This is a genomic window from Allobosea sp. GW821-FHT03A12, from assembly GCF_058986765.1.
The window spans coordinates 158963-170823 of record NZ_JBYSVZ010000006.1 but is presented as its reverse complement, the minus strand read 5'-3'; the positions used below and the strand labels follow the sequence as shown (position 1 = coordinate 170823).

The window sequence follows — 11861 nt, the reverse complement described above, 5'->3', positions numbered from 1 at the left end:
GGGCATCGGCGCGAGCGGCTGGGTCAGTTCTCAGGCAGCGCGATGATCCCAGCTGCCCTGCGTCTCCAGGGTCGAGCGCACCGAATTGGCCAGGAAGCAATTGGCATGGGCGTCGTGATGCAGCGCCTCGACGGCGGCCTCGTCCGGCGTTTTCGGTCCGCTGAAGACGACATGCGGCTTCAGCGTCACGGTCGCGACCCACTCCTTGCCCTCGGCATTCTTCGCCATCGCGCCTTCGGCCGCGTCGACATAGCTGTCGACCCGGTAGCCGCGCATCGCCGCCAGGTTGAGGAACCAGAGCATGTGGCAGCTCGACAGGGCCGCGACATAGGCCTCTTCCGGATCGACATTGGCCGGATTGGAGAAGGGCACGCGCACCACATGCGGCGAGCTCGATGCCGGCACCTCCAGCCCACCGTCGAAGCGCCAGAGATGGGCGCGGCTGTAGCGGTTGTCGAGGAAGGTCTCCTCCTCGCCGCGCTGCCAGGTGATCGTCGCGCCATGCGTCGCCATCAGCTTTCTCCTTCTCCCGAGCAGGCTGCGAGCACCACGGCCCGTGTCGCCTGCAGATGCTGTTCGAGGATCGTCCGGGCGGCGGCCGCATCGCCGGCTGCGACAGCGGCGATCAATTGGCGGTGCTCGTCCGCCCAGCCCTGCTTGCGCGCCCCGGGGCCGAGTGCCTGGGCACTGAAACGGTCGATCGGCGCGCGCAGCTGCCGGAACAGGGCAAGGCTGCGTGGACGTTCCGCCGGCGCATAGAGCGCCTCGTGGAAGGCGATGTCGCCGGAAATCCAGCCGAGGCGGTCGTCGGCGTCCTCCAGAGCGTCCTGCAACCGGGTCAGTTCGCGCAGCGAGCGCTGGTCGTGCCGGCGCAGTGCCCGCGCCAGCAGGTCGCCCTCGACCAGCAGCCTGAGATCAAAGAGCTCGCCGATCTCCCCGGCCTGCGGCCGGCTCACGCGCGCGCCGCGATAATGCGCGATCTCCAGCAGGCCTTCGCTCTGCAACTGCGCCAACGCCTCGCGCACCGGGATGCGGCTGACGCCGTATTCGGCGGCGATCTGCTCCTGCCGCAGCAGTTCGCCGGGCTGCCAGCGCCCGGCATCGATCGCCTCGCGCAAGCGCTGGGCAAGGGCGGATGCGGTCGTAGCAGGGGCAAGCGAGGTAGCAAGCATAGGATAATTGTATCCAAAATTTGCTACACAGCAAGCCGCATCATTTCGGCGCTGTTGTCAGGGGCTCACCGGCCCAGCTACAAGCACCCCGAACGAGAGGATCGTTCGCGCATGACATTCGAGATCGCCGCCACCCCGCAGGAGGCCGTCGACCGGCTGGAGCTGCTCTACGAGCAGGCACGGACGGCGCTGCGCAACGATCTGCAGCGCTTCTTCACCACCGCCGAGCCGCCGACGCTGGAGGAGCGCGCGCTCTATCGCTACCCGATGCTGCGCGTCACCTATGAGCCGTCGAAGCTGCCGGCAGCGACGCGGCGTGGCTATGCCAAGTTCTCGATGCCGGGCATCTACTCGACCACGGTGACGCAGCCGGGCGAATTCCGGGCCTATCTGCTCGACCAGCTCCAGCCGCTGGTCGATGAATACGGCGCGACGATCGAGACCGGCGTCAGCAACCAGGAAATCCCCTACCCCTACGCGCTCGATGGCGGCGACGAACTCGGGCGCGGCGCGGTGACGGCCGCCGAGCTCGCCCGCTACTTTCCGACGCCGCTCTTGGCGCTGGTCGGCGACGAGATCGCCGACGGCACCTTCGAGATCGTCGAGGGCGAGCCGCGTCCGCTCTCGCTCTTCGACGCGGTCCGGGTCGATTATTCGCTGCGCCGGCTGGTCCACTACACCGGCACCGATTGGCGCGCCGTGCAGCCCTGGGTGCTGCTGACCAACTACCATCGTTATGTCGACCAGTTCGTCCGGCTCGCTCTGGCGGAGATCGAGGCCGGCACGGCGCAGGCGCTGGTCGCGCCGGGCGGCATCCGCATCGATCGCGACGGCATCGACGTCAGCGCCGCCGAGCGGGTGATGTCGGCGCCCTGGCACCGCTTCCAGATGCCGGCCTATCACCTGATCCGCGAGAGCGGCGAGGGCGTCACTTTGGTCAATATCGGCGTCGGCCCCTCCAACGCCAAGAACATCACCGACCATCTCGCGGTGCTCAGGCCCAATTGCTGGCTGATGGTCGGCCATTGCGGCGGCCTGCGCCAGACGCAGATCATCGGCGATTATGTCCTCGCCCACGCCTATCTCCGCCAGGACGGCATTCTCGACGAGCTGGTTCCGCCGGATATCCCGATCCCGGCGCTGGCCGAGGTCCAGGTCGCGCTGCAGCAGGCGGCTGCCGAGGTCACCGGCGAGAAGGGCGACCGGCTGAAGCAGCGCCTGCGCACCGGCACCGTCGTCACCCAGGACGATCGCAATTGGGAGCTGCGCTGGACCAACGAGCGCAAGCGCATCAACCTGTCGCGCGCCATCGCCATCGACATGGAATCCGGCACCATCGCGGCGCAGGGCTACCGCCTGCGCGTGCCCTACGGCACTCTGCTCTGCGTCTCCGACAAGCCGCTGCACGGCGAGATCAAGCTGCCCGGCGCCGCCAACGCCTTCTACGAGCGGGCAGTCGGCGAGCACCTCAAGATCGGCCTCGCCGCGCTGGAGAAGCTGAAGGAAGCCGGCTCGTCGATCCATTCGCGCAAGTTGCGCAGTTTCGACGAACCGCCGTTCAGGTGATGCCGTCATGCTCGCCCTTGTGGCGAGCATCCACGTCTTGAACACTACACTCGATCAGTTAAACGAAGACGTGGATGGTCGGGACAAGCCCGACCATGACGGCAAAGGCTCACCGGCTCGCCTACCCCGCCGGGCAGGCCGCCCCGCTATCGGCCCAGGCCTGCATCAGTTCGCCGAACTGCGCATTCGTCCCCGGCGCGGGCTGACGGCCTTTGCCGGGGTTCCAGCCCCAGAGCACCAGCGTGTCCGAGGTGACGTGCTTGACGATCGCCGCGAGGTCGCGGCTGCCATTGCGGTTCTGGTCCTTGAGCTGTTCGCAGATCTGGCCGAGCGTCTTGCCCTCCCAGGCCATCGAGGCTGGAGCCAGCGCCCAATGACCATCGCCGGGGACGCCGGCCGGGTCGAAGTTCTGCTTGCCATGGCAGGTGGTGCAGGCGAGGCCGGGCGCGCCATGCCCGTCCTTGCCGCGTACCACCATCGGCTGGTGCAAGCGGCGCGCATCGCTCTGGCGCGGCCGTTCCGTGGCCGGATGGCAGTTCATGCAGCGCGGGTGCTGCAGCACCTTGCCGATCTCGGTGAACAGCGCGACCGAGCGGTCGCGCTGATTGGCGATGCCGGCGAAGCTGGCGGCCGGGCGCAAGGTCGCCCCGCCCGGCGCCGGCGCGGTCTGCGCCAGCGTGAAGGCGCTGCCGAGCAGCAGGGTGACGGCGGCAGCCGCGGAGGCGAGGACGATCGACCGCATCACACCGTCCCCCCGACCATCGGCAGCGACAGCGGCCGCTCGCGCCCGAGCCGGGCCAGCGCATTGGCGACAGCAGGGCCGATCGGCGGCACGCCGGGCTCGCCGACGCCGGTCGGCTTCTCGGTCGAGGGCACGATCCGGACCTCGACCTCCGGCATCTCGTTGATCCGCAGCGAGCGATAGCTGTCGAAATTGCCCTGGACCGGCTTGCCCTGGTCCAGCGTCAGTTCGCCATAGAGGGCATGGCCGAGGCCAAAGCCGATGCCGCCCTCCATCTGGGCGCGGATGATGTCGGGGTTGACCGCGACGCCGCAATCGACCGCGCACCAGACCTTGTGCACTTTGGGCTCGCCGCCGGCGCCGAGCGAGACCTCGGCGATCTGCGCCACATAGGACCCGAAGCTCTCGACCACGCCGACGCCGCGGGCACGCCCGTCGACCGGGCCGGGCCCGTTCCATTTGGCGAGATCCGCGACGGCCTTGAGCACATTGGCGAGCCGCTGCTGCTTGCCCATCAGTGCAAGCCGCCCGGCGACCGGGTCCTGCCCGGCGGCCTGCAGCAACTGGTCGATGAAGCACTCGACCGCGTAGCCGGTATGGGTGTGGCCGACCGAGCGCCACCACAAGGTCGGCACGCCGACATCGACCGTGTGCAGGTCGCAGCGGAAATCGGCGATCTCATAGGGCAATTCGTTGGCGCCCTCGACCATCACCGGGTCGATGCCGTCCTTGATCATCGCCTCGAAGGGCGAGCCCTTCAGGAAGGACTGGCCGACGATCGCGGCGCTCCAGGCGGTGATCTTGCCGTCCTTCACCGCACCGCGCAGGCGATGCAGGAAGAGCGGCCGGTAATAGCCGCCGGAAAGGTCGTCCTCACGGGTGCGCACCAGCTTGACCGGCCGGTTCGGCCCGATCGCCCTGGCGACCTGCGCGAGTTCGGCCGCAAGCTCCGAGCTTGGCTGCGCGCGCCGCCCGAAACTGCCGCCGCCCAGCACGGTCTCGACCGTGACCTTCTCCGGTCCGAGGTCGAGTATCTTGGCGATGGTCATGTGGTCGATGGTCTGGAGCTGGCTGCCGAGGCGGGCGAGCGCGCCCTGCGCATTCCATTCGAGATAGCCGTCGAGCGGCTCCATCGGCGCATGCGCCAGATAGGGGAAGGCGTATTCCGCCTCGATCACCTTCTCGGCCTTGGCGAGCACGGCTTCGGCGTCGCCATGCTTGCCGGCGACGGTCCCTTCCGTCCGCGCGAGCTTGCGGTACTCGGCGAAGAGCTCGCGGCTGCCGCGCTTCTCGGCGCCGCTCTCGTCCCAGGTCACCTTCAGGGCTTCGCGGCCCTTCAGCGCCGGCCAGGTCCCGGTCGCATAGACGGCGACGCCCGAGGGAATCTGCTTGACGTCGACGACGCCCTTCACCTTCTTCGCCTCGCTCGCGTCGAAGGAGGCGACCTTGCCGCCGAAGCGCGGCGGCCGGGTGACCACCACCGTCAGCATCTCCGGCGTATGGATGTCGATGGTGAATTGCGCCTTGCCGGTCGACTTGCCCAGGCTGTCGAGCCGCGGGGTCGCGCCATCCTTGCCGATCAGCCTGAACTGCGCGGGGTCCTTGAGCTTGACCTCGGCCGGAGCCTGCAGCTTCGACGCCGCTTCGGCGAACTCGCCGAAGCGGCCCTGCTTGCCAGAGGCATGCTTCAGCACGCCCTTCTCGACGGTGATCTCGCCGGCCGGCACCTTCCAGGCCTCGGCCGCCGCCTGTACCAGCATGGCGCGGGCGGTGCCGCCGGCCTTGCGCATCTGCTCATAGGAATTGGCGATCGCGGTCGAGCCGCCGGTGCCCTGGATGCCGAAGGCGAGGTTGGCATAGAGCCTGGGATCGGAGACCGCGTGCTCGGCCCGCATCTGGGCCCAGTCGGCGTCGAGCTCCTCGGCGACGAGCGTGGCGAGGCCGGTGAACGGGCCCTGGCCGAACTCGATATGCTTGACCAGCACCGTCACGGTGTCGTCGGCAGCGATGCGGACGAAGGCGTTCGGCGCGAAGGCGGCCGTGCCGCCCGGCTTGAACACCTGGGCCGCGCCCGATTGCGCCCGGCCGGCCTGCGGCAGGCTCATGCCGATGACGAGCGCACCGGCGCCCCTCAGGAGATTGCGGCGCGAGAGGGAGATGTCATGAGCGGTCATGGTCAGCCCTCCAGCGTGCGCGCGGCGTCGTGGATCGCGGCGCGGATACGGACATAGGTGGCGCAGCGGCAGAGATTGCCGTTCATTGCGAGGTCGATGTCATGGTCGGTCGGCTTGCGGACCTCCTTGAGCAGGGCGATCGCGCTCATCACCTGGCCGGATTGGCAATAGCCGCATTGCGGCACGTCGTGCTTGACCCAGGCGGCCTGCACGGCCTCGGCCTCCTTGCCGGCGAGCGCCTCGATGGTGGTGATCTTCGCTTCGCCGATCGCGGAGACCGGCATGGAGCAGGAGCGCAGCGGTTGGCCGTCCATGTAGACGGTGCAGGCGCCGCATTGCGCGACGCCGCAGCCGAATTTGGTGCCGGTCAGCTGCAGAGTGTCGCGCAGCACCCAGAGCAATGGGGTGTCGTCGTCGACATCGACGCTGTGGCGCGTTCCGTTGACTGTGATGGTGTGGGCCATGGCTGCCTCTCTGGCTCGCTGGGCATGACACAGCGCGGCACCAGGGCTGCCGGATCGAGGCTCGCTCGAAGGCCCGTTCTGACATATCAGAAGGCGGGCGGTGATCCGTCGTCTTGGGTCGCGCGACTAGACGAGTTAGACGTTTTGCGTCTAACTAGAATGGTCGCCGACAGTTTGGATTCTGTCAAGACTGCAAATGAGCGATCGCAGCGAAAGTTCCGTAGCGTCCGCAGAGGACGGCAAGGGCCGCATCGAGCAGATCGCGGCGGCGGCGCTGCGCCTCTTCGCCCGCTACGGCTACAAGCGCACCTCGATGGACGACATCGCGCGCGAGGCCGGGGTCGCCCGCGCCACGCTCTACCTCCATTTCAAGGGCAAGGACGACGTCTTCCGGGCCATGCTCGCGGGCCTCGGAGCCCAAGTCGAGACACGTTGCCGCGAGGCCTTGGCGACGCCCGGCCCGTTCTCGGAGCGGCTCGCCGCGCTGATGGAGGCCCATCACGGCACCGCCTTCGCCGCCTTCAGCGCCGGCGAGCATCTCGGCGAGCTCAAGGCGGTGATGCTCGCCATCGCCGGAGCCGAGCTTGCGGCTTTCGAGACAATCTTCGTCGGTTTCGCCCGGCAGCTCTTCGAGGATGCGGCGGCCCGCGGCGAGATCGCGATCGCGCGCAGCGGCCTTCCGCTGGAGACGCTGATCGCGACGCTGGTCCGCGCCGCCGCCGGTGCGAAATATGGCGAGCAGCCGTCCTGCGAGCATTATCTCGTCCGGCTGCGCGAGGTCGCGGCGGTGTTTGCGGCTGCGGTCGCGCTGGACGCGTCGGCGCGAAGCTGATCGCAGCGCAAGCCGGCTCTTGTGCCTAAGCCTTTCGTCTAGCGGCGGTTGCTTCGCGGGCTCTGTATGGGGTTCTGCGCACGCCCGCGCCGTTGACATGGGCGATATGCGCGGTGCAGCATGCCGCCCGGGAAACGAACAATCGAGCAATGGGCAAGGTTATCCAGGGATGTCTGAGGATACTATTCTCGCGACCTCAGGCCTGACGAAAGAATTTGCCGGCTTCACAGCTGTCAATGGCGTTGATCTGAAGGTTCGTCGCGGTTCGATTCATGCGTTGATCGGGCCGAACGGGGCGGGCAAGACCACCTGCTTCAACCTGTTGACCAAGTTCCTGCCGCCGACGCGCGGGCAGATCGTCTATAACGGCCGCGACATCACCCGCGAGAAGCCGGCGGAGATCGCCAGGCTCGGCCTGGTCCGCTCCTTCCAGATCTCGGCGGTGTTCCCGCAGCTTTCGGTCAAGACCAATGTCCGCGTCGCCCTGCAGCGCAAGCGCGGCGACAATTTCGACTTCTGGCGCTCCGAGCGGGCGCTGTCCTCGCTCGATGCCGAGGCGCTGCGCCTGGTCGAGGCGGTCGGCCTCTCGGCCTTCGCCGAATTGCCGGCGGGCGAGCTCTCCTATGGCCGCAAGCGCGCGCTCGAGATCGCGACGACATTGGCGCTCGATCCCGAGATGCTGCTGCTCGACGAGCCGATGGCCGGCATGGGCCGCGAGGACATCGACCGCATCGAGGCGCTGATCCGCAAGGTCTCGGCCAATCGCACCATCCTGATGGTCGAACACAATCTCTCGGTGGTTGCGGCACTCTGCGACCGCATCACCGTGCTCGCCCGCGGCCAGGTCCTGGCCGAGGGCGACTACGCCACCGTTTCGAAGGATCCGCGCGTGGTCGAAGCCTATATCGGATCGGGGGTCGGCCATGGCCACTGAGGCGGTGCTGGAGCGCCCGGCCGTGACAGGCGGCAAGCCGCTGCTCGCCGTGCGCGGGCTCGAGGCCTGGTATGGCGAGAGCCATGTCCTGCATGGTGTCGAGCTCGACGTCGGCGAGGGCGAGGTGGTGACGCTGCTCGGCCGCAACGGCGCCGGCAAGACCACGACGCTGAAGTCGATCATGGGCGTGATCGGCAAGCGCAAGGGCTCGGTGACCTTCGCCGGGCAAGAGACGATCGGGCTGCCTTCGCGCGCCATCGCAAGGCTCGGCATCGGCTACGTCCCGGAGGAGCGCGGCATCTACTCGACCCTGTCGGTCGAGGAGAACCTGATGTTGCCGCCGCAGGTGAAGCCGGGCGGCCTCACCGTCGAGCAGATCTTCACGCTCTTCCCCAACCTGAAGGAGCGCCTCAGGAGCCAGGGGACCAAGCTCTCGGGCGGCGAGCAGCAGATGCTGGCGATCGGCCGCATCCTGCGCACCGGCGCCAACCTGCTCCTGCTCGACGAGCCGACCGAAGGCCTCGCGCCTGTCATCATCGACCAGATCGGCGCCACCATCCGCATGCTGAAGCAGAAGGGCTTCACCATCGTGCTGGTCGAGCAGAACTTCCGCTTCGCCCAGACCGTCGCCGACCGCCACTACGTCGTCGAGCAGGGCAAGGTCGTCGACATGATCCCCAACGCAGACCTCGACGCCAATATCGACAAGCTCCACAGCTATCTCGGAGTCTGACGCAGGGCGTCCAACAAGAACCGTCGCAATTCAGACATCCCCAGGGAGACCAACATGAACCTCAAGACATTGCTTGCGGCCACGGCGCTCGGCGCGCTGATGGCCGCGCCGGCGCTCGCGCAACAGATCACCGTCAAGGCCGGCGTGCTCAACGACCGCTCCGGCATCTATGCCGACCTCTCCGGCGAGGGCTCGGTGATCGCCGCGCGCCTGGCGGTCGAGGACTTCAAGGCGGCCGAGAAGGGCATCAAGGTCGACATCGTCTCGGCCGACCATCAGAACAAGCCCGACGTCGGCTCGACCATCGCCCGGCAATGGTACGACCAGGACGGCGTCGACCTGATCCTCGACGTGCCGACCTCCTCGGTGGCGCTGGCGGTGAGCCAGATCACCAAGGACAAGAACAAGATCCACATCAATTCCGGCGCCGGCACGTCCGACCTCACCGGCAAGGCCTGCTCGCCGAACACGGTCCACTGGACCTACGACACCTATGCGCTCGCGCAGGGCACCGGTGGCGCGATGGTCAAGGCCGGCGGCGACAGCTGGTTCTTCCTCACCGCCGACTACGCCTTCGGCCATGCGCTCGAGCGTGACGCCACGGCTGTCATCACCAAGGCTGGCGGCAAGGTCGTGGGCGCGGTGCGCACCCCGTTCCCGGGCACGGACTTCTCGTCCTTCCTGCTGCAGGCGCAGGCCTCCAAGGCCAAGGTCATCGGCCTCGCCAATGCCGGCGGCGACCTGACCAACTCGGTCAAGCAGGCGAGCGAGTTCGGCATCACCCAGGGCGGCCAGAAGCTCGCCGGACTCCTGACCTTCGCCAGCGACGTGCATGCGCTCGGCCTGCAGGCGGCGCAGGGCCTGGTGCTGACCGAATCCTTCTACTGGGATCGCGACGACGGCACCCGTGCCTGGTCGGAGCGCTTTGCCAAGCTCAATGGCGGCAAGAAGCCGACCATGGTGCAGGCGGGCGTCTATTCCGGCCTGCTGCATTATCTGAAGGCGGTCGAGGCGACCAAGAGCAAGGACGCCGCCGTCGTCATGGCCAAGATGAAGGAAATGCCGACCGACGATCCGCTGTTCGGCAAGGGCTCGATCCGCGTCAACGGCCGCAAGATGCACCCGATGTATCTCTACGAGGTCAAGAAGCCGTCGGAGTCGAAGGGGCCGTGGGACTACTACAAGCAGATCGCGGTGCTCTCCGGCGAGGAGGCCTTCCAGCCGCTCGCCGAGACCGGCTGCTCGCTCGTCAAGTGACGGCTGGCTGACAAGGTCCGCACGACGTCTCTTTCCGGGGCCGAAGCCGGCCCCGGATCAGTTTTCACGGAACGGTCGATCCGATGTTCGAACTTCTAGGCGTGCCGCCGCAGGCGCTGTTCGGCCAGGTCCTTCTCGGCCTGATCAACGGCTCGTTTTACGCGATCCTGTCGCTCGGGCTGGCGGTGATCTTCGGCCTGCTCAACATCATCAACTTCGCCCATGGGGCGCAGTACATGATGGGCGCCTTCGTCGCCTGGATGTGCCTGAACTATCTCGGCGTGAACTACTGGGCCGCGCTGCTGATCGCACCGATCGCGGTCGGCGCCACCGGCATCGTGATCGAGCGGGTCTTCCTCGCCCGCATCGCCAAATACGACCATCTCTACGGGTTGCTGCTGACCTTCGGCCTGGCGCTGATCATCCAGGGCCTGTTCCGCAATTATTACGGCTCCTCGGGCCTGCCCTATGGCATCCCGCCGCAGCTGACAGGCGGCCAGAATCTCGGTTTCATGTTCCTGCCGACCTATCGCGGCTGGGTCGTCGTCGCCTCGCTGGTGGTCTGCCTCGCCACCTGGTTCGTGATCGAGAAGACCAAGCTGGGTTCGTATCTGCGCGCCGCCACCGAGAACCCGACCCTGACCCAGGCCTTCGGCATCAATGTGCCGCTCCTGGTGACGCTGACCTACGGCTTCGGCGTCGCGCTCGCCGCCTTCGCCGGCGTGCTCGCCGCGCCGATCTATGCGGTCAACCCGAACATGGGCGCCGACCTGATCATCGTCGTCTTCGCCGTGGTCGTCATCGGCGGCATGGGCTCGATCATGGGAGCGATCGTCACCGGCTTCTCGCTCGGCCTGATCGAGGGCCTGACCAAGGTGTTCTACCCCGAGGCCTCCTCGACCGTGATCTTCATCATCATGGTGCTGGTGCTGCTGGTGAAGCCCGCCGGCCTGTTCGGCCGCGCCGCCTGAGGACGCAAGGACCAAAGACATGACCGACCTTGCTTCCAGCGATACCCCCACCGCCGCCGTCGTCGCCGAGACAGACGACAGCGCCGCGCGGCTGCACCGCAACCTCTTCATCGCGATCGCGGTGCTGCTCGCGATCGCGCCCTTCGTCGCCTATCCCGTCTTCGTGATGAAGGTGCTGTGCTTCGCGCTGTTCGCGCTCGCCTTCAATCTTCTGCTTGGCTATGGCGGCCTGCTCTCCTTCGGCCACGCCGCCTATTTCGGCATGGCGAGCTATGTCAGCGCCTACACCGCCAAGAACTGGGGCCTGACGCCGGAGCTGGCGATCCTGCTCGGCACGGCCGTCGCCGCCGTTCTCGGCCTCGTCTTCGGCGCGCTCGCCATCCGCCGTCAGGGCATCTATTTCGCCATGATCACCCTGGCGCTGGCGCAGATGGCCTTCTTCTTCTCGCTGCAGACGCCGCGCTTCACCGGCGGCGAGGACGGCATCCAGGCGGTGCCGCGCGGCAAGCTTCTCGGCATGATCAGCCTCGCTGACGACCGTGCGCTCTATTGGCTGGTCGCCGCGATCTTCATGGGTGGGCTCCTGCTGATCTACCGGATCATCCACTCGCCCTTCGGCCAGGTCTGCAAGGCGATCCGCGACAACGAGCCCCGCGCCATCTCGCTCGGCTACCGCGCCAGCCAGTACAAGCTCGCCGTCTTCGTGCTCTCGGCCGGGCTCGCCGGCCTTGCCGGCGCGACCAAGGCGATCGTCTTCCAGCTGGCCTCGCTGACCGACGTCTACTGGACGATGTCGGGCGAAGTGGTGCTGATGACGCTGGTCGGCGGCCTCGGCACCGTCTTTGGCCCGATCGTCGGCGCTGCCGTCATCGTCGCCATGCAGAACTATCTCGCCGGCCTCGGCTCCTGGGTGCTCGTCGTCCAGGGTGTGATCTTCGTCGCCTGCGTGCTGCTCTTCCGCGAGGGCATCGTCGGCGTCATCGCCAAATGGATCAAGAAGCCGCTGTAAGGGCGGA

General features: G+C 67.3%; 12 protein-coding genes. 7 read left to right on the top strand and 5 right to left on the bottom strand.

Annotation, left to right across the window (positions count from 1 at the left end; all coding sequences use genetic code 11):
* Positions 1–30 precede the first annotated feature (30 nt).
* Together AC3WLC_RS23140 and AC3WLC_RS23135 are read right to left on the bottom strand one after the other, a co-directional pair.
* On the bottom strand, positions 31–513 hold the full coding sequence (locus AC3WLC_RS23140) for an OsmC family protein (protein WP_493686265.1): 483 nt from the start codon (positions 511–513) through the stop codon (positions 31–33).
* The gene (locus AC3WLC_RS23135; protein ID WP_493686264.1) at positions 513–1172 is read right to left on the bottom strand and encodes a GntR family transcriptional regulator; all 660 of its coding nucleotides are present in this window, start codon (positions 1170–1172) and stop codon (positions 513–515) included. The genes AC3WLC_RS23140 and AC3WLC_RS23135 overlap by 1 nt, the downstream gene beginning before the upstream one ends.
* Positions 1173–1283: 111 nt before the next feature.
* On the opposite strand from AC3WLC_RS23135, the gene AC3WLC_RS23130 reads away from it, so the two are divergent.
* Positions 1284–2738 (top strand): AMP nucleosidase, encoded by a 1455-nt coding sequence (locus tag AC3WLC_RS23130; protein ID WP_493686263.1) that lies wholly within the window; start codon positions 1284–1286, stop codon positions 2736–2738.
* A gap of 121 nt (positions 2739–2859) precedes the next feature.
* Here AC3WLC_RS23130 and AC3WLC_RS23125 read toward each other — a convergent pair whose 3' ends face one another.
* Genes AC3WLC_RS23125 through AC3WLC_RS23115 form a run of 3 tightly spaced genes read right to left on the bottom strand, consistent with a single transcriptional unit; the run spans position 2860 to position 6118 of the window.
* The gene (locus tag AC3WLC_RS23125; protein WP_493686262.1) at positions 2860–3480 is read right to left on the bottom strand and encodes an Isoquinoline 1-oxidoreductase subunit; all 621 of its coding nucleotides are present in this window, start codon (positions 3478–3480) and stop codon (positions 2860–2862) included.
* Entirely contained in the window at positions 3480–5654 is a 2175-nt protein-coding gene (locus tag AC3WLC_RS23120) for a xanthine dehydrogenase family protein molybdopterin-binding subunit (protein ID WP_493686261.1), read from the bottom strand. Before AC3WLC_RS23120 ends, AC3WLC_RS23125 begins: the two co-directional genes overlap by 1 nt.
* Before the next feature lie 2 nt (positions 5655–5656).
* Positions 5657–6118, bottom strand: a complete 462-nt coding sequence (locus AC3WLC_RS23115) for a (2Fe-2S)-binding protein (RefSeq protein WP_493686260.1) — start codon at positions 6116–6118, stop codon at positions 5657–5659.
* 196 nt (positions 6119–6314) lie between these two features.
* Here AC3WLC_RS23115 and AC3WLC_RS23110 point away from each other — a divergent pair, with 196 nt between their 5' ends.
* The 6 genes from AC3WLC_RS23110 (at position 6315) to AC3WLC_RS23085 (ending at position 11854) form a co-directional block, all read left to right on the top strand.
* Positions 6315–6950 carry a TetR/AcrR family transcriptional regulator gene (locus AC3WLC_RS23110; RefSeq protein ID WP_493686259.1) on the top strand — a complete coding sequence of 212 codons (636 nt, stop codon included), beginning with the start codon at positions 6315–6317 and terminating at the stop codon, positions 6948–6950.
* A 169-nt stretch (positions 6951–7119) separates the two neighbouring features.
* Positions 7120–7884, top strand: coding sequence for an ABC transporter ATP-binding protein (locus AC3WLC_RS23105; protein ID WP_493686258.1), 765 nt, complete (start codon positions 7120–7122; stop codon positions 7882–7884).
* Entirely contained in the window at positions 7874–8617 is a 744-nt protein-coding gene (locus AC3WLC_RS23100) for an ABC transporter ATP-binding protein (RefSeq protein ID WP_493686257.1), read from the top strand. Before AC3WLC_RS23105 ends, AC3WLC_RS23100 begins: the two co-directional genes overlap by 11 nt.
* 54 nt (positions 8618–8671) lie before the next feature.
* Positions 8672–9874: an ABC transporter substrate-binding protein gene (locus AC3WLC_RS23095; protein WP_493686256.1), complete on the top strand. Its 1203-nt coding sequence runs from the start codon at positions 8672–8674 to the stop codon at positions 9872–9874.
* An 83-nt stretch (positions 9875–9957) separates the two neighbouring features.
* Positions 9958–10845 (top strand): branched-chain amino acid ABC transporter permease, encoded by an 888-nt coding sequence (locus AC3WLC_RS23090; RefSeq protein WP_493686255.1) that lies wholly within the window; start codon positions 9958–9960, stop codon positions 10843–10845.
* A 19-nt stretch (positions 10846–10864) separates the two neighbouring features.
* Positions 10865–11854, top strand: a complete 990-nt coding sequence (locus AC3WLC_RS23085; RefSeq protein WP_493686254.1) for a branched-chain amino acid ABC transporter permease — start codon at positions 10865–10867, stop codon at positions 11852–11854.
* Positions 11855–11861 lie beyond the last annotated feature (7 nt).